Origin of the sequence: Lewinella sp. IMCC34183 (assembly GCF_003390915.1) — a bacterium.
Lineage (GTDB): Bacteria > Bacteroidota > Bacteroidia > Chitinophagales > Saprospiraceae > Neolewinella.
The window spans coordinates 1,140,842-1,167,526 of the sequence record NZ_QMEM01000001.1 but is presented as its reverse complement, the minus strand read 5'-3'; the positions used below and the strand labels follow the sequence as shown (position 1 = coordinate 1,167,526).

The following is a 26,685-nucleotide window of genomic DNA, read 5'->3' as shown; positions in this document are numbered from 1 at the left end:
CGCGGGATCCGTCAGACCCAGCGCAGGTCCAGGGTCCGCCCGAATTCCCGCTTCTCCGGTGCCCGGCGCACCTCCAGCTTGGCCGGTGGCGTGTAGCGACTGTCTACGTATCGCTTGGTTTCGCCGGTGTCCGATAGCTGGTCTACCAGCTGTTCGGACTTCCGGGGGCTGTGGTTGTGCTCCCAGAACCGATTGACCCGGCGGCTCTCCGCCTCCAGGGCATTGACGGGGAAGGTATCGTAGCTCCGCCCGCCGGGGTGGGCTACGTGGTAAGTACACCCGCCGATGCTCCGCTCGTTCCAGGTATCGTAGAGGTCGAAGACCAGGGGCACGTCGGGCTCCACGGTGGGGTGAAGCGCGGAGGGTGGATTCCAGGCTTTGTACCGGACGCCGGCGATGTACTCGCCCTCCCGCCCGGTGGGGGAGAGGGGCACCTCGGTCCGATTGCAGAGTACGCGGTAACGGTCGGCGTTGAAGTTCGTCACCCGTACCTGCAGGCGCTCCACGCTGGAGTCGACGTAGCGGGCCGTGCCCATACTTCCGAGTTCCTCACCCAGTACGTGCCAGGGTTCGATGGCGCTGCGCAGCTCCAGGTCGGTGGCACCCTGCCGGACGCTACCCAGGACCGAAAACCGAAACTCAAAGAAGGGTTCCAGCCATTCCAGTTGGAAGTCGTACCCGGCCTCGCGCAGGTAGGCGCATACTTCGCGGAGGTCCTCACGGACATAGTGGTGAAGCAGGAACCGGTCGTGCAGGGCCGTACCCCACCGAACGAGGGGCCGGCGGTAGGGGGTTTTCCAGAAGGCGGCTGCCAGGGCGCGGATCAGCAGCAGTTGAGCCAGGCACATCTCCCGGTGTGGCGGCATGTCGAAGCCCCGCATTTCCAGGATTCCGAGCCGGCCGGTAGCGCTGTCGGGGCTGTACAGTTTGTCGATGCAAAATTCCGCGCGGTGGGTATTACCCGTCACGTCGATGAGCAGGTTGCGAAAGAGCCGGTCGACCAGCCAGGGCGTCGGTTGCGCGTGGCGGTCGAGCTGGGCGAAGGCGATCTCCAGTTCGTACAGCTGGTCGGGGCGCCCCTCGTCAACCCGCGGGGCCTGACTGGTGGGCCCGATGAAAGCGGAACTGAACAGGTAGCTGAGTCCCGGATGGTTCTGCCAGAAATTGACGAAACTCCGCAGCAGGTCGGGCCGGCGGAGCAGGGGACTGTCGGCCGGCGTCGTGCCGCCGAGGGTGATGTGGTTGCCCCCGCCGGTACCGGTGTGCCGCCCGTCGAGCATGAATTTGTTGGTGCCGAGCCGGCTTTCCTTGGCCCGGTCGAAGAGGGTCGTGTAGTTGGCTACGATGTCGCGCCACCGGGTGGCGGGATGAACGTTCACTTCCACGACGCCGGGGTCGGGGGCTACAACGAGCTTCGTCAGGCGGGGATCCGGCGGGGGCTGGTACCCCTCGATGACCACGGGCAGGTCGGTAGCCCGGGCGGTACGCTCCACGGCGGCCAGCAGGGCTACAAAAGTCTCTGTGCTTTCCAGGGGGGGCAAGAAGACGAATAGTTTGCCATCGCGTGGCTCGATACAGAGTGCGGTACGGACGGTTGCGACACGGAATTCCGGTTCGAAGCCGGTTGTCTTTTCAGCACCGGCGGCGGTGGGGGATTCCGGGGCGTCGGGGGCGATACCCGCCGGCGTCTCGCCGTAGGCCAGCAACTCGGGCAGGTCTTCCTGCGGACTGGCGGGCAGGCGGGCCGGGCGCTGCTCGGGTACTTCGTGGGGCAGCCGGTCGAGGGGCAGCCGGAGGCCCATGCCCGAATTACCCGGAAGGAGGAAGATGTGCTCACGCTTCATTTGCCACTGGCTGCTGCGCCAGCGGCCGTGGTTGTGATCGAAGGCGAGGGGGAGCACGTAGCCCTTCGGCCGGTCGAGGCCCACGTCGAGCAGCTCGTTCAGGGTCTTCCGCTCGAGCTTGTCGGCGGGGTCGATCCGGCGCGGGTCGATGTTAACGGGCAGGTTGCCGGTCTCCCAGAGAAAATAGAAGGTGTCCTCGTAGGCGGGTTGGCAGTGTTCGGCGGACAAGCCCAGCTCGCCGGCCAGGTGGCGACCGAAGGCCGCGGCCCGGTCCGCGTCCGCGCCGTACGCTTTGGTGGGGTCGGCAAGCAGGTTGGCGTCCTTCCACAGGGGCTGCTGGTCGGTGCGCCAGTAGATGGCGTACTGCCACCGGGGAATGGGTTCTCCCGGGTACCACTTGCCCTGCCCCTGGTGCACGAAGCCCTGGGGGGCGAAGTCCGCCATGAGTTTACGCGTGAGGTCGTAGGCCAGGGCGCGCTTCTCGGTACCGTCCGCGGCCTCGTTCCACTGCTCAGATTCCATATCCTGCTCGCTTACGAAGGTGGGCTCGCCCCCCATGGTAAGGCGGACGTCGCCGGCTTCCAGGTCCTGGTCTATCCGGTCCCCCAGGCGAAGAAGTTCCTCAAATTGCGTTTCGGTGTAGGGGCGCGTGGTGCGCGGCGTCTCGTGGATCCGCTCCACGGTATTGGAAAAATCGAAGCTTACCTCGGCCGGCTCGCTGAAACCGCTCAGGGGAGCGGCACTGGCGGGGTCGGGCGTAGCGGCGAGCGGGATGTGGCCCTCGCCGGCAAACAGGCCGCTGGTGGCGTCGAGCCCTACCCAGCCGGCACCGGGCAGGTATACTTCCGCCCAGGCGTGCAGGTCGGTAAAGTCGGCCTCGGGGCCATTGGGGCCGTCGAGCACCTTCTCGTCGGGCGTCAGCTGCACCAGGTACCCCGAAACGAAGCGGGCCGCCAGCCCGAAGCGGCGCAGGATCTGCACCAGCAGCCAGGCCGAGTCGCGGCAGGAGCCGTTGCGCTGTCCGAGGGTAGTTTCGCAGGTCTGCACCCCCGGCTCCATGCGGACGTTGTAGTGGATATCTTCCGCCAGGCGCTGGTTGAGTTTTACGAGCCAGGGAACCGTCGGTTCACCCGCTCCCGCCGGCACCCGCGCTCCGCCGCCGAAGTCGGTCACCCACCGGTCCAGCAGGGGCCCCGATTCCGTCACTTCCAGGTAGGGAGCCAGCTCCCGGGACAGTTGCTCGTCGTAGGAAAAGGGAAAGGTCTCTGCGTAGTCCTCCAAAAAGAAATCGAAGGGATTGAAGGTGACCATGTCTACGATCACCTCCACGTTGATGCTCAGCTCCCGCGTTTTTTCCGGGATGACCACCCGCGCCAGGTAGTTTCCGAAGGGGTCCTGCTGCCAGTTGATGAAGTGCTCCGCGGGCTTGATGTCCAGGCTGTAGCTCTGAATGTTCATGCGGGCATGGGGGGCCGGGCGCAGCCGGATGACCTGCGGCGAAAGCTTTACCAGACGGTCGTAGGAGTAGCGGGTGTAGTGACGAAGGGCGACGCGAATGGGCATGGACGTGGGTAATGGGGGGGTAGAAAAAGCTGGGGCCAGCGGGGCGGGTGGAATATACTAATCGTGACTCCGCCAGCCGAAGGTAGTGGATATACCGGCTCAGGTCGTACTTTACATCAGAATTCACTCCCCCGATCAACCAACCACACACCACATGAGCGAAGCCAGCGGTCTGTTCACGGGCTACACCGTCCCGGAGGGCACCCTCGATGAGGTGTTTTCCACCTTCTCCCACGCTTACCCGAATTACCCCGCGATCCGCCAGGTTTTCGACGAGCTGCACGCGGGCGACTTTCAGCGCCTCAACGAAAGCGCCAAGCTGTCCTTCCTCAATCAGGGGATCACCTATGCGGTCTACTCCGAGGAGGGCGGCGGCAAGGAGAAGATCTTTCCCTTCGACCTCTTCCCCCGCATCATCGACGCCGCGGAGTGGACGGAGCTCGAGCGGGGCCTGCAGCAGCGCAACGAGGCACTCAATATGTTCATCGGCGACGTGTACGGGGAGCGGCGCGCACTTAAGGAAGGTATCGTGCCCGAAGAGCTGGTGATGAGCAGCAGCCACTACGTGCCGGGGATGGAGAAGTTCCGGCCGCGCGGCGATATCTACACCCACGTCTGCGGGACCGACCTGGTCCGCCACACCGATGGGAAGTTCTACGTCCTGGAAGACAACCTGCGCAGCCCCTCCGGCGTCAGCTACGTGCTCAGCAACCGCGAAGCCATGCGGCGGACACTCTACGGCATGTTTCGCCACGTACCCGTGGAGGCGGTGAACGAGTACCCGGCCATGCTGCTCCAGACGCTGCAGTCGGTGGCCCCGCAACGGGAGGGCGGTCCGCGCTGCGTGGTCCTGACGCCGGGCCCCTTCAACTCGGCGTATTACGAACACAGCCTGCTGGCACGGCTCATGGACTGCGACCTGGTGGAGGGGCCGGACCTTTACGTCGACGACGATACCGTATACCTCAAGACCATCAGCGGGCGTCAGCGCGTGGACGTGATCTACCGGCGCATCGACGATGCCTTCCTCGATCCCGAGGTTTTCCGGCCCGACAGTATGCTGGGCGTGGCCGGTCTCATGCGCGCCTACGCGAAGGGCCGCGTGACCATCGTCAATGCTCCCGGCACCGGCATCGCCGACGACAAGGCCATCTGTGCCTACGTTCCCGACATGATTCGCTTTTACCTGAAGGAGGAGCCGATCATCCAGAACGTACCTACGTACATCTGCGGCCGCCCCGACGACCTGCAGTATACCCTGGAGCACCTCGCGGAACTGGTCGTCAAGCCCGTGGATATGTCCGGTGGCTACGGCGTCATGATCTGCGACCGGCTGGATGAGGAGGAGCTTGCCGAGCTCGCCGACAAGATCAAGGCCGACCCCCGCAACTTCATTGCCCAGCCCAAGATCATGCTGAGTACGCACTCCACCTACATCGAAGACCAAAACCGCTTCGCACCCCGCCACATCGACCTGCGCACCTTCACCCTGCTGGGGGCTGACAAGACGCGCATCCTAAAAGGCGGGCTCACGCGGGTGGCGCTGCGGGAGGGCAGCCTGATCGTAAATTCGAGCCAGGGGGGTGGAAGTAAGGATACCTGGGTTATTTGCTAGGTAATTTTAAATCTTACATTTAAAATTTTCAATTTTCATGCTAGCCCGAATTGCCTCCACCCTCTACTGGACCGGCCGCTATATCGAGCGTTCCGAGCACCTGGCCCGCTACTTGCGGGTACAGTATTTCTCGATGCTCGACGCGCCGATGAGCCAGAGCAAGGACTTTATCCTGAAGTCCATCCTGAATATGTACGGCAGCGATTTTGACGAAGCGGGTACCCTCGTCGAAACCGACGTGCTGCGGCGGGTGGGCATGGACTACAGCGTACCGACCAGCATCCGGTCGACGGTCAAGTCGGCCCGGGAGAACGCGGGTAGCGTGCGCCACGTCATCTCTACGGAACTGTGGGAAGCCGTCAACTCCTTCTACCTGTACAGCGACCGCACCGATCCGGCGGACTTCGCCATGCGCGGCCTCTACGACTATACCTTCGAGGTGGGGCGGCAGTGTGCCATCATCCGCTCGCGGATCCACGATACGCTGCTCCACGACCAGGCCTGGGTCTTCGTTAAGCTCGGCATCCACCTGGAACGGGTGGCGCAGGTGATCCGCATTATCAACAGCAAGCTCCACGACGCGGACGTGATCAGCGACAGCGGGGGACCCAACGAAAACAAGGTGCTGAAACTTTACCAGCAGACCATCCTGCTCAAGGTGGTAGAGGGTTTCGACATGCACCGGCGCGCCTACCAGCGGCGGCAGACGCGGCGTACCACCCTGGAATTTCTCATCGGTCACCCCACCTTCTCGCGCTCCATCATTTATAACCTGGAGCGGGTGGTGGGCCTGCTCGTATCGCTGCACGGCCGGGAAGACGTGAACGACCCGGCGCAGTTCCGGGCCGGGAAACTGCACGCCTATTTCCGCTACCTCGATTACGACGCCATCTGCGAACGGCCCATCGCTACCCTCACCGAAGCCCTCGGGGAAGTGTACGCCCTCCACGACGACATCGAACGGATATACTTTAATCTGGTTACTACGGACACTCCCGCGCAAACGCAATCACAGCACCAGCGGTAAACCTTCCCTTACTATGACCTACTGTCTGGGTATTCGCGTGCAAAAGGGCCTGGTGGCCATCGCCGACACCCGTATCACTTCCGGTAGCGAGACCACCTCCGCCAAGAAGATATCTATCCACAAGCAGGGGAACAACAACATCTTCCTCATGACCAGCGGGCTGCGCTCCGTACGGGACAAGGCCGTCACCTACTTCGAGGAGGTACTGGAAAAGGAATCGGGCCACTTCGACAAGATGTACAAGGTGGTCAACGCCTTCGGAGAGCAGCTGCGGCGGGTGGCCGGCGAGGACAAGGCCAGCCTGGCCGCCTCGGGGCTGTCCTTCAACCTGTTCACCATTGTGGGCGGGCAGCTCGAGAACGACAAGGATCACAAGCTCTACCTCCTTTACCCGGAGGGCAACTGGATCGAGATTGGAGAGGCCACGCCCTTCACCATCATCGGAAATTCCGGCTACGGCAAGCCGATCCTCAACCGCGCGCTTACCTACGAGTCGCCGCTCAACTTCGCCATCAAGTGCGGCTTTCTGAGCTTCGACAGCACCCGCGTGAGCGCCAACGACGTGGGGTACCCCATCGATATGGTGATCTACCACAAGGATACCGGCTTCATGCACGAAACCCGCTTCGACGAAAAAGATACCGGCCACCTGGCCAGCCTGTGGGGCAGCAAGATCCGCGAGGTGATCCACGAGATCCCCGACGACTGGATCGATGACCTGGTTTCCAAGGTCGAAAAGCAGGGAAAGGACAACCGCGTCCGCCAGATCCAGGTACAACAGCAGCAGTAGGCACCCAACCTTTGCCTACCGGGGCGGTATCTATCGCTAGATGCCCCTACAACTGCACCCCCCGCGGGAATACGCCCTTCTGCTTACCGGCCTGACCCTGCTTGCCGCCGCCGCCTGGTTCGACCGCCGGCTGGACCCCGTCTACTCGCCCTGGACGGGTAATTACCAGGGCGACGAAATCAATCCGGTCGACCGACTCGGCTATACCACCCGCGACGAGCGGGCCGGTAACCTGGCCGACTTCGGGCTGTACGGCGGGCCGACACTGCCGCTGTTGCTGTCCTTCGACCCCGTCGGACGGAGCCACTATCCGACCGTCCTGTTAATCTGGCTACAGACGATGCTGCTGAATTTTTCATTGAGCAGCCTCATCAAGAACACCGCCAACCGGCCCCGACCCTACGTGTACACGGCGGACTGGCACCCCGAGCAGCTACTCACCCGCAAGGACCGGGCGGCTTTTCTTTCGGGCCACGCCGCGAATGCCGCGGCGGGTTCGGTCCTGTTTGCGAGCCTGCTTGAGGTGTACGACAGGCCCCTGGCACCCTACGGGCGGATACTGGCTGTGGGCGTCGCCGGGCTCACCGCCTTTCTGCGCGTGAAGGCGGGCAAGCACTGGATCACCGACGCCGCGGCGGGCGTACTGCTGGGGGGCGCGGTCGCGGGTGCGGTGGTGCGTATGCACGGGCGGGGTGGGTCTGGGTTGGAAGGGTAGGGGGCTTCGGAATCCGATAGGTCGCGGTCGGAGACCGCATCTTACTTCGCTGCCGGAGGCAGCATTGTCCTGGCGCTGCCGGAGGCAGCATTGTACTGCGCGGTCGGAGACCGCGTTGTACGGGTCAACCAATCGCGTCCGCTGCCGTTAGATTAGCGAAAATTCGCTGATCGCACTTTCGGGCGGCGGGGAACTTTATATTTGCGCTTAAACGATCCTAATGAAATTACTTGTTTGCGTCAGTAAGACGCCGGAAACCACCACGAAAATCCAGCTTACGTCCGACGGTACCGAAATCGATACTACCGGGGTACAGTACATTATGAATCCCTACGACGAGTGGTACGCCCTCGTCCGCGCCCTGGAACTGAAGGAGGCCGCCGGTGGCACCGTCACCATTCTCAACGTAGGCCCGGCCGACAACGATCCGGTCATTCGGAAGGGACTGGCCATTGGTGCCGACGATGCGGTGCGCATTGACGTCACCGAGGAGAAGGACAGCCTATTCACTGCCCGGCAGATCGCCGAGTTTGCTAGGGGCAAGGACTTCGACCTTATTCTATTCGGTAAGGAGACTATTTCCTACAACGGCTCCGAAGTAGGGGCTATGGTCGCCGAATTTCTCGACCTGCCCTACGTGGGCGACGCCATCGGCCTCGAGGTCGAAGGTACTCAGGCCACGGTAACCCGTGATATTGAGGGCGGAGATGAAGTCATCGAAGTTCAAACCCCCATCGCCCTGAGTGCCGCCAAGGGGATGGCCGAACAACGCATTCCCAATATGCGGGGCATTATGATGGCCAAGCGCAAGCCCCTCGAGGTGGTGCAGGCGGTCGATTTTCCGGATACCACCCGTGTTGCTTCCTACCAGAAGCCCGCCGAGAAGGGTAGCGTAAAGCTCATCGAGCCCGACAATATGGACGAGTTGGTCCGCCTGCTGCACGAGGAAGCCAAGGTAATCTAGTACCCGCTGTAACCCCGGACCATCAGTTAACGAATAAAAAGATATATAAATGGTACTCGTATACGCGGAAGCGACCAACGGAGAATTCAAGAAAGTAGCCCACGAAGTGATCGTGTACGGCAAGCAAACCGCCGACGTGCTGGGCACCGAATGCCACGCGCTGGTGCTCGGAGACGCCCCCGGCGCCGAAGGGCTCGGTAAATACGGGGCGGCCAAGGTACACCGCATCAGCAGCCCCCACCTGGAGGGCTTTGACGCGGCGGTATACACCGTCGCCATTACCGAGGCCGCCAAGCAACTGGGGGCTACGGTGATCGTGGTTCCCCACAACAGCACCGGAAAAAACATTACCGGCCGCCTGGCCGCCCGCCTTGAAGCGGGATCCGTGGCCGGCGCCAATGCCGTGCCCATGATGAAGGACGGCTACTTTACCGTCACCAAGCCGGTCTTTTCCGGGAAGGCATTTGCTGATGTGCAGGTCCTTACCGATGTCAAGGTCATCAGCCTGGCCGGTAACTCCATTCCCGTGACCGAGGCCGGCGGCGACGCGCCCGTAGTCGAACTCTCCGTCGAACCGCCGGCCCCCAAGACCAAAGTTATCAACCACCAGGTAGCCACCGGCCGTACCCCCCTGCCGGAAGCGGAGCTCGTGGTCAGCGGTGGTCGGGGCCTCAAGGGGCCGGAAAACTGGGCGGTGATCGAAGACCTCGCCGACGCGCTCGGTGCCACCACGGCCTGTAGCCGGCCCGTTGCCGACAGCGACTGGCGGCCCCACCACGAACACGTCGGCCAGACCGGCGTCGCTATCCGGCCCAACCTCTACATCGCCGCCGGAATCAGCGGAGCCATCCAGCACCTGGCCGGAGTGAATAACTCCAAGACGATCGTAGTCATCAATAAGGATCCGGACGCCCCCTTCTTCAAGGCCGCGGACTACGGCGTGGTTGGCGACCTCTTTGACGTGCTGCCCCGGCTCACCGAGGCGGTTAAGAAGTATAAGGGGCAGTAGGGTTTCCGCGGTTCCGCCGTCAGTTACCAAGCATTTTCCAGACCGCTTCGTGCCCTTTCAGCCGAACCGGAAGCGCATCGTGATGTACGTTAACCGGCGGCAGCGTGGGGTGGGAATGCTCTGCCGTCCGGGTTACCGGGGATTCGTCGTCTGCCGTCGTGCGTTGCAGCGGTATAAATATGGAAGCTTCGCCGTTACTCGCGTATGGCTGCTGGGGGGGTAGCTGTAGTACTTTTTCTTCGAAATAGTATGGAAAGCTATCCTGTGAAACAAGTTGAATACGCTGAAGCGAGTGGGAAGGAAGTACCGTATCAGTGGTCGGCATTTTCCACGTGGGGTTGAGACCGGTCAATAGACCGGCTACAGCGATGAGCTGAAGCATGATAACTGTATTCTTGAGGTGAAACCGAGTGTTCGGGTAAGCCAAATGGCTGGTGTCTGCTCCTTAAACGCCGGTCAGGGGTACGATTGTATGTACACCATTCTCTTAGGGTATAATATCTTAAAATCGGTTGCTCGATCGCGGTTCAGAGGTGGCGAAGGGTCGTTTTGGGTGTTGTGATCACCGACGACGTTTGATGCCTAGTGCACCGAGCAGGCCGCGCGTCAGCTCGCGCGCTACCGTACGTCCAATCTGCCGGGTGGTGGTACTGGAGAGTATCGTTTCGAACATGCTCTTGTCCCGGCCGCGCCGCCCCACCGGGACCGTACGCTCGGCCTTGTGGCGCTGTTCCCGGATCTCCTGCTGCCGCTCTGCCGCCTCGGCGGCTTCCAGTTTCTTATTCAGGATTTCGTAGGCGCTTTCCCGGTCTATGGTCTCGTTGTACTTGCGGGCGAGGGGCGACTTTCGGACGAGACCGGCGATCTCCTGCTCGGTGAGCACGTCCATCCGGCTTTCCGGGGCACGCAGCAGCGTACGGACGAGTGGGGTAGGGCGCCCCTTCCGGTCGAGGGCGGTCACGAAAGCCTCGCCGGTTCCGAGTTCGGTGAGGGTCTGGTCGATGTCGTAAAAGTCGCTCAGGGGATAATTCTCGCTGGCCAGTTTGATGGCCTTGCGGTCGCGGGCGGTAAAGGCACGCAGGGCATGCTGCACCTTCAGACCGAGTTGACCGAGCACGTCGGCGGGGATATCGGCGGGGTTCTGGGTAACGAAAAAGAGGCCTACGCCCTTTGACCGGATCAGTTTGATGATGGCCTCCAGCTGGTCGAGCAGCGCGTCGGTGGCCTCCTCGAAGACCAGGTGGGCCTCGTCGATGAAGACCGCGAGCTTGGGCCGGTCCAGGTCGCCTTCCTCCGGGAAGGTGGCGTAGATCTCGGCCAGCAGCTGTAGCATAAAGGTGGAAAACAGTTTTGGCCGGTCCTGCATGTCGGTCAGCCGGACGATGGATACCACCCCGCGGCCGTTCCCGTCCAGCCGGGTCAGGTCGTTGACGTCGAAGCTGAGCTCCCCGAAGAAGCGCTCCGCCCCCTGCGACTCCAGCTCCACCACCCGACGCATGATCGCCCCGACCGAGGATCCGGAGATGCGGCCGTATTCCTTCTCCACTTCTTCCTTTCCTTCGTTGGTGAGGTACTGCAGGATTTTGCGCAGATCCTTAAGGTCGAGCAGGGGCAGGTGGTTATCCGCGGCGTACTTGAAGGCGACCGCCATGATGCCCGACTGGGTCTCGTTGAGGTTGAGCATCTTGGAAAAGAGCACCGGGCCAAACTCGAGTACGGTGGCGCGGAGGCGGGCCCCGGGCTCGTCACTCAGGCTGAGCAATTCCACCGGGCTGCCGGAGGCTTCGAAGGGGATGCCGATGGCGGCGTGCCGCTCGTCGATCTTGGGGTGGCCCGCCGCGGCAACGGCGATTCCGCTCAGGTCGCCCTTGATGTCCATAAGCAGGCTGGGTACTCCCTCGCGGCTCAGTTGCTCGGCAATGATCTGCAGGGTCTTTGTCTTGCCCGTCCCCGTTGCTCCGGCGATGAGGCCATGGCGGTTAAGTGTACCCAGGGGCAGACGTACCAGGGTGCCGGTCAGGGTTTTGTCGCCCAGCATGGCGCCGCCCAGGACGAAGGAGGGGCCTTCGAACGTGTACCCGTTATCGATGCTTTCGCGAAAGGCTGCGGCCTGTTCCATGCTGCTCATTTTACATTATTCCATTGGTTGACGCGGCGGTCGTACTTCTGCTTGCTGAAGCGCCAGAAGTCGGGGTTGGCACTGCTTTCGATCGCTGCTTCCAGGTCGGGGGGCAGTAAATCCCCGAAGAAGTCGAGGCCGGTTACCGCCTCTACCGAATCGATGGAGACGACATACTCCGGCAGCGGCCGGAAACTCACTTCGTTGGGGATGAGGAAGGCGATCCCCTTCTGCCGGGGTTCCTCGAGGTCCAACAGCACCTTGAAGTAGGCCGTGGGAATCGCAACGCGGTTGTCGCGCCCGATGTAGCCCTTCGGCGGCTGAGTGATGACGGGTCCGGTAACGACGTAGAGGCGGTCGTCGGTCTTCGCCCAGTCGCGCACCAGCTCCTCCAGCTCCCGCCAGACGCCCTGGTTGAACTGCCGGGCCTGGGGACTTACGTTCGACAGGTAGAAGGTGGCATCGGCCAGGGTATCGTTCCAGGCGAAGTCGGCGAAGGGGGCCAGGTGCCCGCGGTCGTAGCCGCTGCCGCGGTAATCGGCCAGGTCGGCCGAGCCGGTCGTGACCAGTGGATCGGCGCGGAAGTTGTCGTCGCGCTCGCCCCATTCGCGCTCCAGGTGGTCGCGGGTGAGGATGTAGGCGACCCAGTCGGCCTGCTCCCAGTCTTCGTTGTAGGAAAGGACGAAGCCGTGGTGATCGATGATTGCTCCGTCGCTTCCCGCGGGAAGAAACCAAGCTTCGCCAGCGTATTCCGAGGATCCAGGCACCTGCGTCCGCGCGCCGTTCCAGCTTTCAAAGGCCCACACGAGGGCAAACAGGATAAGCGCGAAGAGCCCCACCTTGAGGATGGTACCGGCCGAGGCCGCTCCGCCCCGTTGCGGTGTATGGTTCCTGCGCAGTTTGGCCATGGGGGGCAAAATACGGCTTTGGGCTACATCAGCCAGTGGAAGGTGAAGTCGCCGCGACTGTACTCGAGGGCCGGGGCGGGCACTTTTACAAAGTCAAGAATGCCGAGTACCAGGCGTACCCACCGCTTGCGGGTAGGAATGCGGCTGAGGTAGACGTCGGGGCTCAGAAAGAGCTGCCGGTGGCGGTCGCCGTCGCGGTAGACGTAGCCGGTGCCGTCCTGTCGCCAGGTGTTATTGTAGGCACCGTAGACGTCCTCGACGCCGTAACCCACCGCCACGTTGAGCCACTGCGGCAGCCGGCTGCCGGGGAAGAAGGCGGCCGGATTGGCGGAGAGCCAGATCGTCTGGGCGTTGTAGTCCTTGAGGTAGCGCTCGAAGATGTTCTCCCCGAAGCGCGTGCGCACTACGTAGCCGAGGTTGCCCGTGCCGCCCTGGCCAACCGGCACGTCGGGGATCGGCCGGAAGTCGTTGGACACCTTCATGAGGATGCGCTGCTCTTGCCAAGCGATGTCCTGCACCGTGAAGAGGAGACTACCGGCCAGGTTGGAGCCCATGTCGCCCACGCTGAACCCCCACTTGGACGAGAAGCCGTCCATGGTCTCTATGGTCGCCTGCAGGAGGTTGGCTACGCCAAGCGCGGTATAGCGGGCGGCGGGGCGCTTGAGTCCGGCCCAGCGCAGGCCGGCGAAGGCGGTGCGGCTGAAGAAGTAGGCGGTGAAGGCGTGTCCGGCCTTGTCCATCTGCTCCCATTCCGGCCAGTCGTTGAAGAAGTGGAAGGGTTCCAGCTCGTAGTTCCTGTACCAGATCGCGTACAGCCCGACGCCCGCGGCCGCGTAGGCACCGATACCTGCGCCCGCCGCCGTCCGGAAGCGCGCGGGGTGGAGTTCATCGGCCGGTTTGAGCCAGCCGTCACCGGCCACTTCCGCCAGGGGATCGCGCTGGGTATAATCGTAGCGCAGCCCCTGCGCCAGGAGGGGCGCGCGCGCGGGTGCGACGGTCAACAGGAAGATCAGTAGAGAGAGGGCGCGGTGGACGGGTAGCATGCGGGGGGATAACGCTGGGTCGGGAAATTTAGCGCGGCCGGACATCGGATGTGGTCGACATCGGATGTGGACCACATCCGATGTCGACCAATTTTTTCTGAAAATCGGCGCAATAGTATGACATTCAACTGGTTAATGGGGAAAATCGCAGGTGCGGTGCTTCTCGGAAGGGGCAAGCCGACCTGGTTCCTGCCCGTGGCGCCCCGACATCGGATGTCCCGCACATCCGATGTCGGGGCGCCAACTCAACCCGGGGGTAATATCTTGCGTCTACTGATTTCAACCTTTGCGCATGCCCCACTTAGTTGCTCCCTCCCTGCTTGCTGCCGACTTCCTCCACCTCGACCGCGCGGTCGCGCTGGTGAACGAGAGCGAGGCCGACTGGTTTCACCTCGACGTGATGGATGGAAGTTTTGTACCCAATATTTCCTTCGGGCAGTTCATCATCGAGCAGATTGCCGCCCAGGCCGAGAAGTACGTCGACGTACACCTGATGATCGATGATCCGGGGCGCTACGTGGAAAGCTTCGCCCGCGCCGGGGCGACCGGCATAACGGTACACGCCGAAGCCTGTACCCACCTGCACCGGGTCATTCAGCAGATCCACGAGAGCGGGGCGAAGGCCGGCGTGGCCCTCAACCCCCATACCCCGGTAAGCGTACTGGAAAACGTGATCGAGGACGTCGATACGGTACTGATCATGACGGTCAATCCGGGCTTCGGGGGGCAGAAATTCATTTACCAGAGCATCCCCAAGATCCGGCAGATGGCCGAGCTGATCGCCGTGCGCAACAGCCGCGCCATCATCGAGGTCGACGGCGGTATCGGGCTGCAGAACGCGCAGAAGGTGCTCGAGGCGGGCGCGCGGGTGCTGGTGGCCGGCAGCGCGGTGTTCGGATCCGACGATCCGGCGGATACGATCCGTAAACTGAAGGCGATCGACCCCAACCCGGTAGCCTACGTATAGCGCCCGCCCCTTCGTATGAAGGAAGCATCCTGGTTAAACTCCGGGGTAGAGGGGGCAAAAACGTAGTATCAGTATTATCTTTGCAGCTTCAACGCGATTATGGCCGAGAACATTCACCCCATTTACCACCGACTTGTACAGCGCTCCGAGCGCGAAACCGCCAACGGTCACCGCGGCGCGGTAGTGTGGATGACCGGCCTGTCCGGCAGCGGAAAAAGCACTATTGCCGCCGCCGCCGAACGAAAACTTTTCGAGCGTGGCGTCTTTGCTCAGGTACTCGACGGCGATAACGTCCGGACGGGCCTCAACGGAAACCTGGGCTTCAGCCTGGAAGACCGGCAGGAGAACACCCGCCGCGTGGCCGAGGTCGCTAAACTGTTCGTGCAGGCTGGTGCCGTGGTTCTCTGTTCCTTCGTCAGCCCCACCCGGGCGATGCGGCAGAGCGTGGCCGATATCGTGGGCGACGATGACTTCCTGGAAGTCTTCGTCAATACGCCGCTCGAAATCTGCGAACAGCGCGACGTAAAGGGCCTGTATGCCAAGGCCCGCGCCGGCGATCTAAAGAACTTTACCGGCATCGACAGCCCCTACGAGGCCCCCCTCGACCCCTTTCTGGACCTGCGGACCGCCGACCTGACGGTTGACGAGGCTGCCGACCGACTCATTGAAGCACTTCCTCTATGAATACCTACCAGCTCAATCACCTTCGCGAGCTTGAATCCGAGAGCATCTTCGTCCTGCGGGAGGTAGCCGCCCAATTCGAGAATCCCGTTCTGCTGTTCAGCGGCGGCAAGGACTCCATCCTGATGGTGCACCTGGCCGTCAAGGCCTTCCACCCGGCCAAGATCCCCTTCACTCTCCTCCACGTCGATACCGGTCACAATTTCCAGGAAACGATCGACTACCGCGACGCGCTCGTCGAGCGTATCGGTGCCAACCTCATCGTCGGCTCCGTACAGGAGGCCATCGACAACGGAATGGTCCGGGAAGAAACTGGCTACAACGCTACCCGCAACTACCTGCAGACCGCCGTACTGCTCGACTCGCTCGAGAAGGGTAAGTACGACGCCGCCCTCGGCGGTGGCCGCCGCGACGAGGAAAAGGCCCGCGCCAAGGAACGCTTCTTCAGCCACCGCGATGAGTTCGGACAGTGGGACCCCAAGAACCAGCGGCCCGAGCTCTGGAACCTCTTCAATGGCCGCAAGCTGTACGGCGAGCACTTCCGCGTCTTCCCGATCTCCAACTGGACGGAGCTCGACGTGTGGCAGTACCTCGCCGTCGAAAACGTGGAACTGCCCAGCCTCTATTTCGCCCACGAGCGCGAAGTCTTCAAACGCGACGGCATGCTGCTGGCCGATTCCGAGGTACTACCCCGGCGGCCCGAGGAAAAGCTGGAAAAGAAAATGGTCCGCTGCCGCACGATCGGCGACATCACCTGTACCGGCGTGTGGGAATCCGAGGCCTCGACCCTAGAGGACATCATCGCCGAGGTCAGCATCGCCCGGCAGACGGAGCGCGGCGGCCGCGCCGATGACAAGCGCTCGGAAACGGCTATGGAAGACCGGAAGAAGCAGGGGTATTTCTAGTACCGTAGTAGGATAGTACGGTAGGCGTGCAACTTTTACATGTGACATTTTAAATTTTCAATTTTCTGATGGTAAATTCCTTAGAGCACACCGAGCTGCTTCGCTTCACGACCGCCGGTTCCGTCGACGACGGAAAGTCGACCCTGATCGGACGCCTGCTGTACGATTCCAAGTCGATCTTCGAGGATCAGTACGAAGCCATTTCGCAGACCAGCTCCAAGCGCGGAGAAGTAGGCGTCAACCTGGCGTTGCTGACCGACGGACTGAAGGCCGAGCGCGAACAAGGAATCACCATTGACGTGGCGTACCGCTACTTCGCGACTCCGAAGCGGAAATTTATCATTGCCGATACCCCGGGCCATACCCAGTACACCCGCAATATGGTGACGGGGGCCTCCACGGCCAACGTGGCCCTTATCCTCGTGGATGCCCGCCACGGCGTGGTCGAGCAGACCCGCCGCCACTCCTTCATCGCTTCGCTGCTGCAGATTCCCCACCTGATCGTGTGCATCAACAAGATGGACCTGGTCGATTTCAGCGAGGAAACCTACGAGCAGATCAAGGAAGACTTCAGCACCTTCAGCCACCGGCTGGACGTAAAGGACGTGGAGTTCATTCCCATGTCGGCCCTGCTCGGCGACAACGTGGTCGAGAAGAGCACCAACATGGACTGGTACGGTGGCAGCACCCTGCTGTACGCACTCGAGAACGTGCACATCGGCAGCGACAACAACTTCATCGACTGCCGTTTTCCCGTGCAGACGGTCATCCGCCCCTACAGCGATGACTACCACGACTACCGCGGCTACGCGGGCCGGGTCGCCGGCGGCGTCTTCAAGAAGGGCGACGATGTCATGGTGCTGCCCAGCGGCTTTACCTCCAAGATTGCCAAGATCGACACCTACGACGGCGAGATCGAAGAGGCCTACCCCCCGATGTCCGTCACCCTGCTGCTCGAGGACGATATCGACATCAGCCGGGGCGATATGATCGTACGGCCCAATAACCAGCCGGACGTAACCCAGGACGTGGAAGCCATGCTCTGCTGGTTCAACGAGCGCCCGCTCCAGCCCCGCGGCAAGTACGCCATCATGCACACCACCCAGGAAGCCCGGTGCATCATCAAGGATGTCCGCTACCGCCTCGACATCAATACCCTTCACCGCGACGAGGACAACAAGGAGGTCAAGATGAACGACATCTGCCGCGTCCAGCTCCGGACTACCGCCCCGCTGCTGACCGATCCCTACCGCAAGAACCGCATTACCGGCTCCATCATCCTCATCGACGAGCAAACCAACGAGACGGTTGCCGCGGGAATGATCATCTGATATCCCGAGCCATGCGTCTGCTCTGCGTAGCTTTTCTGGCTCTGTTACTAACCGCCTGCTACGAGGAGCGTATCGGCTGCACCGATCCCGATTCCGCTAACTATGACCTGCAGGCCGACGCGGCCTGTCCGGACTGCTGCACCTATCCCGCACTCTCGGTTCGCCTCACGCCGGTCTGGGGGGCGGATAACGTCGTGGTCGGTCAGTCGTACGCGGATGGTGCGGGCAACACCTTTCAGCTGGTCCGTTTCCGGTACTACCTGGGGGACCTGGGCCTGCTTTCCCCTACCGCACAACTTCCGCTGCCGAACCGACCGGTCAACTTAGGGCTACTGGAGGGAGTTGATACGGTGACGGTCACGCTGAACGGTAACTACCTGCTGGCATCCCTTGCTCCTACGACTACCAACGTCGGTACGCTGCGTACGGGGACCGAAGCGCTGGACGGCCTATACGGTACCTACGGCCTGCCCGGGCAGTACCGCACCGTAGTGCCGGCTACCGCCCCCACCGGCGATGCCCTGCGCACCCAACCCGGACGGCTCAACTTCCGTGATGGGCAGGGCTACGTGCAGACCCGCCTGGAATATACCCTGGTGCCCGGGGGCGATACCCTTTCGGTGAGCTCGTACGGGAGCCGGCCGTTCATTCTTGACTTCGGTCAGGCCGTGACGCCGGCGCAGGGATTCAATTTGCGCCTCGACGTAGAGGCGCGCCTCGACCTGCTCCTCGGGAACATCAACCTGGCGGCCGATTCGGCCGCCGTGGCGGAGGCCCTCGACCAGGAGGTCGATTTCCTGTTTGCTACCGGACTGGTTCAGCAATAGGCGTCTACGGTAATTCGGTGGCCCGGCACGCCTCGGTTTCCTCTGCCGGTCGTTAATTAGCGCCTCATTAACCGTTGCACCCGCGACCCCGCCCATGCATGTTTCCGTAGAGATCTCCCTGTACCCCCTGACCGCCGACTACGAACCGCCCATCGTCGCCTTCATCCAGCGATTGCCGCGGGAGGGCATCACGGTGGCCACCAACCCCCTGAGCACCCAGCTTTCGGGGGAGTACGATACCGTGATGGCGGCGCTGACCGAGGCGATGCGTCCTACCCTGGACATGAAAGGAAGCTGCTCCTTCGTGCTCAAGATTCTGAACGTGGCGATCGAGCCGGGGAAAAATCTTGAATTTTAAAATTTAGATGTAAGACCTAGTATTTGGCCGTGATCCACTTGCCCATGTCCTTGAGGGTGGACTTCTTGCCGTAGTTCAGGATGCCGACGCGGTAAATTCTCGACGCCATCCACACCATGAGGGCGGCGAAGGCGAAGACCACCACCAGGCTGAGGCCCACCTGCCACAGCGGAGGGTCGAACGCGAGGCGAGCCGGCATAACGATGGGCGCGAAGAGCGGGAAGATGGACGACCAGACCGCCAGACTGGAGTTGGGGTTCTGAATGGCCGACATCATGATGTAGAAGGCCAGGATGACCGGGATGGTGATGGGGATGGTGAGCGTCTGGCTTTCGCCCATATCGTCGCCCATGGCGCTACCTACCGCGGCAAAGAGGGCCGAATACATGAAATAGCCGCCGAGGAAGTACAGGATGAAGCACGGCAGGATGAGCCACCAGTTGAGGTCGGCCAGGCCGCCGGTCATCCGTTCGATCACGCTCTGCATTTCTGCGGGATCCATCTCGGGGGAGTTGGGCATCTGGCTGGGCTGGGCGTCCAGTCCGAAGAACAGACTAACCAGGAAGAGCAATCCCGGAATCATGATCATCCAGGCAACGACCTGGGTAAGGCCGAGGGCCCCCACGCCGATGATCTTGCCGAGCAGGAGGGTGAAGGGGCGCACGGAGGAGATGACGACCTCCACGATGCGGTTGGTCTTCTCCTCCATGACCGACCGCATGACCATCATGCCGTATACGAAGACCGAGATGTACATCAGGAAGCCCATCACGGTACCGATGGCCGCACCGATCACGGCGGCCATGCTGCGGTCTTCGTCTTCACCTTCGGCGGTGGCCGTGAGGCTTCGGACGCTCACGTCCACGTCGGTATCCAGGCTGGCCAGGGTGGTCTGGTCGATGTCCAGGGCCTCGATCTTGTACTCCCGCAGGGCGTCCTCGACGCGGCGGCGGATGCGCGACTGGGCGTCGATGCTGAGCGTCTCATCGGTGAAGAGTTGCACGCGGAAGTTGCGGCTGCGGGCATTGGTGACCTCCGGCACGACCAAGATCCCGGCGAAGTCGCGGTCGTCGCCGCCCTCGCCACGTAACTCCTCCAGGGGCTGGTCGACGAAGCGGAAGTATAGTCCGTTCTCGTCGGGCAGGGCTCCGTCGAAGAGGTTACCGTCGTCGATGACGGCGATGCGTTTCACGTCGTCGTTCTCGTAGCTGAATACCGCGTTGGCCACCACGGCGAAGAGCGCCAGGCCGATGGGGGTCAGCAGGGTAGCCAGGATGAAGGAGCGCCGGCGTACCCGGGTCAGGTATTCGCGGCGGATGACTAGCCAAAGGTTATTCATGGGAGAGGGGTTGCGGCTGTTCGACGCGGCTGACGCGCTTGATAAAGATCTCGTTGAGGCTGGGCAGCAGCTCGTGAAAGCCCTGTATCTCTACGCCGAGCCGGAGCAGCGAACGCAGCAGGTCGTTGCCGGACTCCCCGGGGCTGAGCTGGATGTCTACCGTGGAAACGGTGGGGTTCAGGAGCTGGTGGTGCTCGGCGACCGCGGCGGGTAGCGTCCCCTGGTAGGTGAGCCGGTAGCGGTGCTCCAGGAACTGCCGGCGGATGTCCTGCACCTTGCCCTGCAGGATATTGCGGCCGTGGTTGATAAGTACGATGAATTCGCAGAGCTCCTCCACCTGTTCCATCCGGTGGGTGCTGAAGATCACAGCCGTGCCGTTGGCGTGCAGCCGCAGGATCTCGGCGCGCATGCGGTTGGCATTCACCGGGTCCAGGCCGCTGAAGGGCTCGTCGAGAATCAGCAGTTTCGGGTCGTGGAGTACGGTAGCGATGAACTGTACCTGCTGCTGCATGCCCTTGCTGAGTTCCTCCACTTTTTTCTTCCACTGCCCCTCCAGCTCGAATTTGGCGAGCCACTCGCGGGCGCTCTGCTCGGCTACCCGCACATTCATTCCCTTGAGCTGGCCGAGGTAGAGGAGTTGCTCCCCGACGTACATACTCTTGTAGAGCCCGCGCTCCTCGGGCAGGTAGCCGATCTGTGTGGGGTGGTACCCGCTGAGCGGCTGACCGGAAAAGTAGATCTCACCGCTGTCGGGAGCGGTGATGGTGGTGATCATGCGGATAAGGCTGGTCTTGCCGGCCCCGTTGGGGCCCAGCAGGCCGAGGATCGCGTCGGGCGGCATGCTGAAGGTAACGTCGTCGACGGCAACCTTTTCTCCGTAGGTTTTCCGGACGTTACGCACCTCGATGACCGGGGCGCTATGGGAAATTGACATAAGGTGGTGGGGTGGTGTGTGCGTCAATATGGCCCATTTTACGGACAATTTCCGCGGAATCGGACAAACGGACCCTCTCACCGGATAAACGGCGCTCCCCCGCGCTGCGCTTCGTACCATTGCTGTATGTCCACCGTTCCGCACTTTATCGTCAACCCCGCCGCCGCCGCCGGACGTGCGGCCCGCTGGTGGCGGTACGCCTGGCCCGTGCTGCGGCGGCGGTATCCGGGCGCCTCGTTCGGGCTGGCGGATGCACGCCATTCCCTGGCCGACCGCCTCGCGGAAGCCGGAGACGCCGGCCACCGGGAGGTCGTCGGCGTGGGGGGCGACGGGACCCACCACCTTCTCGTCAACGCCGCCGTAGCCCAGGGAAGGTGCGGGGACCTCACCTACGCCCCGCTTCCCCTCGGGAGCGGCAACGATTGGTGCCGGACGCTGGCGGTGCCCCGCAACATCCTGCGCTGGATGGATACCTACGACCGGAACCATACGGTGGCGCACCGCATCGGCCGCCTCACCTACGGCGACGGCCGGGTGCGCCACTTCATAAACATGGCCGGCATGGCCTACGACGCCGAGGTGGTGCGCCGGAGCGCGGCCGCCGGCTACAGGCACCGCCTGCTGTATCCGCTCCTCACCGCCGCGTACCTGCGCGGGTACACGCCGCCGGAGCTTGAGCTGGAATACGACGGTCACCGGATCACCGGGCGCTTCCATACGATCAATCTTGGCCTCGGGCGCTTCTGCGGCGGCGGTATGCAGCTCCTTCCGCAGGCCGACCCCACCGGCGATACCCTCGCGCTCACCTTTGCGGTAGAGCTACCTACAACACGTATCCTAGCCAACAGCTGGCGCTTTTACACCTCCTCCATTGGAAAGGTGGAAGGGGTCACTACGACACGGGCGACCAGCGTGAAGGTGGGTGGCACTACCGGCTTGGAGGCGGACGGGGAGTACCTGGGCGGCGGTCCGGTACGCGCGGAGCTGACCCCGGAACGGCTGCGGGTACAGTGCGGGGAGCAGCCTGTCTCGTCTCGGTAACGAAGCGTGGGGCGGGGACGCGGGTGCGGCGCGTACCGGGGACCCGGACCTATACAGGCCCACGACGAGGACCTCCCGCCGCCAGCACCGGGCGCAGGGGTACGCTGTACATCCGATGTGCGGTTACGTATCCCTAGGCCGAAGTTCCGTCTGGCCGGGACGTTCCGTCTTCCCCCGCCAGCGTGCCACCCGCGCAAATGTCAACGGCACGGTGGGACGGGTTTCGTCCGCCACACCGGAAAAGGTGAGGGTGAAGTTGGTGGTTAATTGCGTACCGGCTTGGGATTCCTGCATGGCCAAAAGGGCGCAGTCGCTCTGGGCGTAGAGCAGGCCGTCGTCGATCGCGGAGCGGTAGAGGGTCGGGAAGCTGGCTACGACGATGTCGTTGATCAGCAGGTCGACGCCGTAGGACGGCGTGATATCGATGCCGAATAGATAGGTGCTGTCGGGAGAGAAGGAATCGAACGGTCCCGGCCCCGGCTCCTGTCCCGCGATGCGGCGGTAGCCCCACTTAGGAATTATCCTCCGGTAGCGCACGTCGGACAGTTCGGCATGCCGTACTTCGAACGCTGCACGCCAGGACCCCCGCAGGTCGGTTCCTACGGCAGCGTAGTAGTCGTCCGTCCACGAGTAGGTGCCCGCCCACACTTTTCCCTGCCGGTCCACGTGCCGGTAGATGCCGTCGTCCGCTTCCCCGCCGAGGAGGGAGTACAGTCCCGAGCCGTCGACCTGCAGGAGGCGGTAGGGACCGACTGCGGGCCCGTAGACGCCGGTCAGGTCGACGTACTGTACGGTGTCCCGCAAACCGCTTTCGACAACCCCCCGGGAAGCGCCCGGTACGTCGGCGCAGGGGCGCGGAGGATGGACGAAGGTGCGCATACCCGGCGGCAGCAATTCCAGCGGGGTAGTAGCGAGCCGCGCGGCCGGCGTACCCCCGCGGGGGGTATCTGCCAGGACGCGGAGGGTGTAGGTACGCCCACCGGCCGATCGCAGGACGGGTGCGTCGGCGGAGCCGCGAACGGCAAAGCGCCGGTGGCCCTCGCTCATCACGAGCGTGTCGCCCCGCCGGATGAGGGGGTGTACCGTAAGCAGCCCCTGGTCGGGATAGTAAAAGTAGGCCGAATCGCGGTTGGCGAGGAATACCGAGCCCAAGTCGCAGTTGCTGTGGTGGGTCGCGCCGGAGGGGCAGGCGGTATCCTCGACCACGGCGTAGAGCACGTTGTCGCGGAGGGGGGAGTCGGCGGCGGCCCCGCCGTCCCGGCAGCCGGCGACCGGGAGGAGGAAGAGAAGGGGCAGAAGAGCGAATACGGGGCGCACGGTGCCTAAGATACTCCCCGCGGGGTGCCGGACGTAGCGCCGGGCTGTCTTATCTTCCCGGCCTAGCCAAAAACTACCGGATACCTTGAAGCTTACCTACCCACTTTCCCTGCTCCTTATCCTGTCACTCTGCACCCGCGTCACCGCCCAGGTTTACAATACGCCCGGCGACCCCGACCGGCCCACCGCCAACAGCATGGCCGACCGGCCGATCACCTACTACCTGCCGGATCTCGAATACGACCCAAGCATCCCCACCCCGGAGGAATTCCTGGGCTGGCAAATCGGCGACTGGCACATCAGCCACGACCTGCAGCAGGCCTACATGCGGGCCCTGGCCGCCAGCAGCGACCGGATCGAGCTGGTGGAGATCGGCCGTACCTATGAGGACCGCCCGCTGCTCAACCTGATCTTCACCAGCCCCGAGAACCACGCCCGCCTCGAGGAACTGCGGGAAATGCACGTCAACTGGAGCCGGCCCGACGGCGGTATGCAGGACGGCGACCTGAGCAACGTGCCGGCCGTACTCTACCAGGGCTACAGCATCCACGGGAACGAACCCAGCGGCGGCAACGCCGCGCCGCTCAGCGCCTACTACCTGGCCGCGGCGCCCATGAGCGAAGTGGGTGAGCTGCTGAACAACAATATCGTGGTCTTCGACCCCTGCTATAATCCGGACGGCTTCAACCGCTTCGCCAGCTGGGCCAACAGCCACAAGAACAAGAACATGACGCCCGACGGGCAGGACCGCGAGTACAACGAGGCCTACCCCCGCGGCCGCAGCAACCACTATTGGTTCGACCTGAACCGCGACTGGCTGCCCGTGCAGCACCCCGAAAGCCAGGCGCGTATTGCCCAGTTCCACCGGTGGAAGCCCAACGTGCTCACCGACCACCACGAGATGGGCACCAATGCTACCTTCTTCTTCATGCCCGGGGAGCCTACCCGCGTGCACCCCTCCACCTCGCCGCTCAACCAGGAGCTGACGGCACGTATCGGTACCTACCACGCGGCGGCCCTCGACGAGATCGGCTCGCTGTACTACAGCGGAGAGGGCTACGACGACTTCTACTACGGTAAGGGATCGACCTATCCCGACATCTTCGGCACGGTGGGTATCCTGTTCGAACAGGCCAGCTCCCGCGGTCACCTGCAAGAGAGCGAAAACGGACTGCTGACCTTCCCCTTCACCATCCGCAACCAGGTCACGACGGCCCTGAGCACCTATAAGGCGCTGGCCGGACTGCGCGACGACCTGCTGACCTACCAGCGCGACTTCAACCTGGAGGGCGTGACCGGCGACGGCTACGTCATCGACGCCGACGGCGACCCGGGGCGCGCCCGGGAACTGGCCGACATCCTGGCCCAGCACGCCCTGCCGGTGCAGCACGGCACCGACAACGCGGGCGGCGAGGCGTACTACGTACCTAAGACCCCCTTCAGCGAGGCGGCCTTCGAGCCGATCCTGGAATTCGAGGACAGCCTCTTCTACGACGTCTCCACCTTCTCGCTGCCCATGGCCTTTAACCTGCCCTACCGGCAGGTGAGCGGCGGTACGCCGGACGGGATGAACTGGACCGACTACGAGCGGGGCGGCGAAAGCAAAAACATCGACCGCAGTACCGCCGACTACGCCTACTTCATTCCTTCCAACGACTACTACTCGCCCCGCGCCATCTACTACCTGATGGACCACGGGGTAAGGGTGAAGGTGAGCGACAAATCCTTCACCACCGGTACCGGAACGGATAAGTTCGGACGCGGTACGGCCATGGTGCCGGTGGCCGGACAGGACATGACGCCGGAGGAACTGCACCAGCTGATCACCGAGGCCGAGGACGCCACCGGTATCGACATCCGTACGACCGGCAGCGGGGTAGTGGACCCGGGCGGCCTCAACCTGGGTTCCCGCTCGGCCTACCAGACCCTGCGCAAGCCCGAGATCGCCCTGCTGATCGAGGGCAGCACGAGCAGTCTCGATGCCGGGGAAGCCTGGCATTTGCTCGACCAGCGCTTCGGTATCCCGATCACCAAGCTGCCGATCGACGAGGTCGGCCGCAGCGATCTCAGCCGCTACAACACCATCATCATGCCCGACGGCTGGTACAACGGCCTCGACGAGTCCGTGGCCACCGCGCTGAAGGACTGGATGGGGCGCGATAAGGTGTTCATTACCCTCGAGCGGGCGGGCACCTGGGCGGCCAATAACGGACTGGCCAGCATCAAAACCCGCCGGATCGCTTCCCCCGACAGTAACATCACGCAGCGCCCCTACGCCATGGCCGAGCGCGACGGCGGCGGGCGGGTGCTGGGCGGCTCCATCTACCAGACCACGGCCGACCTGACGCACCCCCTGCTCTTCGGCATGAACCGGGAGGAGATACCCGTCTTCCGTAGCGGCACCCTCCTCTTCGAGCCGGCCAAGAACGTATACGCTACCCCCCTGCGGTACACCGACGCGCCCCTCGTGAGCGGCTACAGCCCCCGCGGGTTCGCCGAATCGGCGGCCGGATCGGCGGCCATAATCGTGAGCGGTGCCCGGGGTGGGCGGACCATCTCCTTCGCCAGTAATCCAAACTTCCGGGCGTTCTGGTACGGTACCAACCGGCTGTTTATGAACGCCATCCTGTTCGGCAGTACGATCGACGGGTCCACGGTGGAGTAGACGTATGTTCCCTCCGGTAGGGTAGGGTGACGGCCGGCGGGGCGGGAAGCCGGGCATTTTGCTATCTTATCAGAACGTGAACACCGAACGACGACCCTTTACCCCGCGCGAGCTGGCCATCCTCGGCATGCAACTGCGGGAATACCGCAACCGGGAAACACTGCGCCCCGAGGGGAAGTACGTAGTGCTGAGCCTGCTCATTCTGGCCGCCTGCCTGGGGGGCATCGCCTGGTCCGGCGGACAGGCGCTGCTGAGTATCGTGGCGCTGCTCGACGTCTTCTTTCTCGTCGCTTACCTGTACGGGCGGCCGAAAGAGCGCCGGGAGGCCGCCCGGCAGGCGGAGGAGGTGGAAGGGCTGATCGCTGCCGGCAGCCTGGAGGTGTGCTGCTTCCATTGCTCGGAGGCGCTGCTTTTCGAGCTCGACGACGATGATTGGTATATCTGGGCGCTGGAGGTCGGCCGGGGCCGGGTGCTCATGCTCAACGACTACCGCTTCGGCTACCGCCACCTTCTCCCCGCCCGCACCTTCCAGTGGGTAAAGGATCCCGTGGCTTACCGACATTTCTCGCTGGAGGTTACCGGCATCGGCGAACGCTTTCTACCTACGGTCGTTCCCAGGGAAGCCATTACCAAAACATCGATGCACTGGCTCATCACGCGCTGCGGGACCCTCCAGGATACTACCCTGGACGATATCCTCAAAAGCATGGATTCCTGATTACT

At 62.9% G+C, this 26,685-nt stretch carries 23 protein-coding genes; 15 read left to right on the top strand and 8 right to left on the bottom strand.

Annotation, left to right across the window (positions count from 1 at the left end; translation table 11 throughout):
• Nucleotides 1–11: 11 nt before the first annotated feature.
• Nucleotides 12–3,407 carry a DUF2126 domain-containing protein gene (locus DQG19_RS04915; RefSeq protein WP_116125070.1) on the bottom strand — a complete coding sequence of 1,132 codons (3,396 nt, stop codon included), beginning with the start codon at nucleotides 3,405–3,407 and terminating at the stop codon, nucleotides 12–14.
• Nucleotides 3,408–3,561: 154 nt separating this feature from the next.
• Here DQG19_RS04915 and DQG19_RS04910 point away from each other — a divergent pair, with 154 nt between their 5' ends.
• The 6 genes from DQG19_RS04910 to DQG19_RS04885 all read left to right on the top strand — a co-directional run bounded on the left by DQG19_RS04910 (nucleotide 3,562) and on the right by DQG19_RS04885 (nucleotide 9,527).
• Nucleotides 3,562–5,022 carry a circularly permuted type 2 ATP-grasp protein gene (locus tag DQG19_RS04910; RefSeq protein ID WP_116125069.1) on the top strand — a complete coding sequence of 487 codons (1,461 nt, stop codon included), beginning with the start codon at nucleotides 3,562–3,564 and terminating at the stop codon, nucleotides 5,020–5,022.
• Between the two features lie 37 nt (nucleotides 5,023–5,059).
• Entirely contained in the window at nucleotides 5,060–6,049 is a 990-nt protein-coding gene (locus tag DQG19_RS04905) for an alpha-E domain-containing protein (protein WP_116125068.1), read from the top strand.
• Between the two features lie 13 nt (nucleotides 6,050–6,062).
• On the top strand, nucleotides 6,063–6,839 hold the full coding sequence (locus DQG19_RS04900) for a peptidase (protein WP_116125067.1): 777 nt from the start codon (nucleotides 6,063–6,065) through the stop codon (nucleotides 6,837–6,839).
• A gap of 40 nt (nucleotides 6,840–6,879) precedes the next feature.
• The gene (locus DQG19_RS04895; RefSeq protein WP_116125066.1) at nucleotides 6,880–7,554 is read left to right on the top strand and encodes a phosphatase PAP2 family protein; all 675 of its coding nucleotides are present in this window, start codon (nucleotides 6,880–6,882) and stop codon (nucleotides 7,552–7,554) included.
• A gap of 220 nt (nucleotides 7,555–7,774) precedes the next feature.
• Nucleotides 7,775–8,518, top strand: coding sequence for an electron transfer flavoprotein subunit beta/FixA family protein (locus DQG19_RS04890; RefSeq protein WP_116125065.1), 744 nt, complete (start codon nucleotides 7,775–7,777; stop codon nucleotides 8,516–8,518).
• A gap of 49 nt (nucleotides 8,519–8,567) precedes the next feature.
• Nucleotides 8,568–9,527 carry an electron transfer flavoprotein subunit alpha/FixB family protein gene (locus DQG19_RS04885; RefSeq protein ID WP_116125064.1) on the top strand — a complete coding sequence of 320 codons (960 nt, stop codon included), beginning with the start codon at nucleotides 8,568–8,570 and terminating at the stop codon, nucleotides 9,525–9,527.
• A 19-nt stretch (nucleotides 9,528–9,546) separates the two neighbouring features.
• On the opposite strand, the gene DQG19_RS20770 is transcribed toward DQG19_RS04885, so the two are convergent.
• The 4 genes from DQG19_RS20770 to DQG19_RS04870 form a co-directional block, all read right to left on the bottom strand.
• On the bottom strand, nucleotides 9,547–9,909 hold the full coding sequence (locus DQG19_RS20770; RefSeq protein ID WP_157974318.1) for a hypothetical protein: 363 nt from the start codon (nucleotides 9,907–9,909) through the stop codon (nucleotides 9,547–9,549).
• Nucleotides 9,910–10,089: 180 nt separating this feature from the next.
• The gene (locus tag DQG19_RS04880) at nucleotides 10,090–11,646 is read right to left on the bottom strand and encodes a helicase HerA-like domain-containing protein (RefSeq protein ID WP_116125204.1); all 1,557 of its coding nucleotides are present in this window, start codon (nucleotides 11,644–11,646) and stop codon (nucleotides 10,090–10,092) included.
• Between the two features lie 5 nt (nucleotides 11,647–11,651).
• Nucleotides 11,652–12,554, bottom strand: coding sequence for a DNA/RNA non-specific endonuclease (locus DQG19_RS04875; protein WP_116125063.1), 903 nt, complete (start codon nucleotides 12,552–12,554; stop codon nucleotides 11,652–11,654).
• Between the two features lie 23 nt (nucleotides 12,555–12,577).
• Entirely contained in the window at nucleotides 12,578–13,597 is a 1,020-nt protein-coding gene (locus tag DQG19_RS04870; RefSeq protein ID WP_157974317.1) for a DUF2279 domain-containing protein, read from the bottom strand.
• Nucleotides 13,598–13,889: 292 nt separating this feature from the next.
• Here DQG19_RS04870 and rpe point away from each other — a divergent pair, with 292 nt between their 5' ends.
• From rpe to DQG19_RS04840, 6 genes are all read left to right on the top strand, one after another.
• Nucleotides 13,890–14,564 carry a ribulose-phosphate 3-epimerase gene (gene rpe, locus DQG19_RS04865; RefSeq protein WP_116125061.1) on the top strand — a complete coding sequence of 225 codons (675 nt, stop codon included), beginning with the start codon at nucleotides 13,890–13,892 and terminating at the stop codon, nucleotides 14,562–14,564.
• 96 nt (nucleotides 14,565–14,660) lie between these two features.
• Complete coding sequence (cysC, locus tag DQG19_RS04860) at nucleotides 14,661–15,248, top strand: adenylyl-sulfate kinase (RefSeq protein WP_410503614.1); 588 nt, start codon at nucleotides 14,661–14,663, stop codon at nucleotides 15,246–15,248.
• On the top strand, nucleotides 15,245–16,150 hold the full coding sequence (cysD, locus tag DQG19_RS04855; protein WP_116125059.1) for a sulfate adenylyltransferase subunit CysD: 906 nt from the start codon (nucleotides 15,245–15,247) through the stop codon (nucleotides 16,148–16,150). Before cysC ends, cysD begins: the two co-directional genes overlap by 4 nt.
• Before the next feature lie 68 nt (nucleotides 16,151–16,218).
• Nucleotides 16,219–17,481 carry a sulfate adenylyltransferase subunit CysN gene (cysN, locus tag DQG19_RS04850; RefSeq protein WP_116125058.1) on the top strand — a complete coding sequence of 421 codons (1,263 nt, stop codon included), beginning with the start codon at nucleotides 16,219–16,221 and terminating at the stop codon, nucleotides 17,479–17,481.
• A gap of 11 nt (nucleotides 17,482–17,492) precedes the next feature.
• Nucleotides 17,493–18,308: a hypothetical protein gene (locus DQG19_RS04845; protein ID WP_116125057.1), complete on the top strand. Its 816-nt coding sequence runs from the start codon at nucleotides 17,493–17,495 to the stop codon at nucleotides 18,306–18,308.
• Between the two features lie 94 nt (nucleotides 18,309–18,402).
• Nucleotides 18,403–18,666, top strand: coding sequence for a YkoF family thiamine/hydroxymethylpyrimidine-binding protein (locus DQG19_RS04840; RefSeq protein WP_116125056.1), 264 nt, complete (start codon nucleotides 18,403–18,405; stop codon nucleotides 18,664–18,666).
• Nucleotides 18,667–18,682: 16 nt separating this feature from the next.
• Here DQG19_RS04840 and DQG19_RS04835 read toward each other — a convergent pair whose 3' ends face one another.
• Both DQG19_RS04835 and DQG19_RS04830 read right to left on the bottom strand, forming a co-directional pair.
• The gene (locus DQG19_RS04835) at nucleotides 18,683–20,005 is read right to left on the bottom strand and encodes an ABC transporter permease (protein ID WP_116125055.1); all 1,323 of its coding nucleotides are present in this window, start codon (nucleotides 20,003–20,005) and stop codon (nucleotides 18,683–18,685) included.
• A complete protein-coding gene (locus DQG19_RS04830; RefSeq protein ID WP_116125054.1) occupies nucleotides 19,998–20,939 on the bottom strand; it encodes an ABC transporter ATP-binding protein in 942 nt (313 codons plus the stop codon). The genes DQG19_RS04835 and DQG19_RS04830 overlap by 8 nt, the downstream gene beginning before the upstream one ends.
• Before the next feature lie 126 nt (nucleotides 20,940–21,065).
• Between DQG19_RS04830 and DQG19_RS04825 the strand changes: the two genes are divergently transcribed.
• Nucleotides 21,066–21,980, top strand: a complete 915-nt coding sequence (locus DQG19_RS04825) for a diacylglycerol/lipid kinase family protein (protein WP_116125053.1) — start codon at nucleotides 21,066–21,068, stop codon at nucleotides 21,978–21,980.
• Nucleotides 21,981–22,103: 123 nt separating this feature from the next.
• On the opposite strand, the gene DQG19_RS04820 is transcribed toward DQG19_RS04825, so the two are convergent.
• Nucleotides 22,104–23,297, bottom strand: a complete 1,194-nt coding sequence (locus DQG19_RS04820; RefSeq protein ID WP_116125052.1) for a hypothetical protein — start codon at nucleotides 23,295–23,297, stop codon at nucleotides 22,104–22,106.
• An 85-nt stretch (nucleotides 23,298–23,382) separates the two neighbouring features.
• Between DQG19_RS04820 and DQG19_RS04815 the strand changes: the two genes are divergently transcribed.
• Both DQG19_RS04815 and DQG19_RS04810 read left to right on the top strand, forming a co-directional pair.
• Nucleotides 23,383–25,962 carry a M14 family zinc carboxypeptidase gene (locus tag DQG19_RS04815; protein WP_116125051.1) on the top strand — a complete coding sequence of 860 codons (2,580 nt, stop codon included), beginning with the start codon at nucleotides 23,383–23,385 and terminating at the stop codon, nucleotides 25,960–25,962.
• A 76-nt stretch (nucleotides 25,963–26,038) separates the two neighbouring features.
• Nucleotides 26,039–26,680: a hypothetical protein gene (locus tag DQG19_RS04810; RefSeq protein WP_116125050.1), complete on the top strand. Its 642-nt coding sequence runs from the start codon at nucleotides 26,039–26,041 to the stop codon at nucleotides 26,678–26,680.
• The last annotated feature ends 5 nt before the right edge of the window (nucleotides 26,681–26,685 follow it).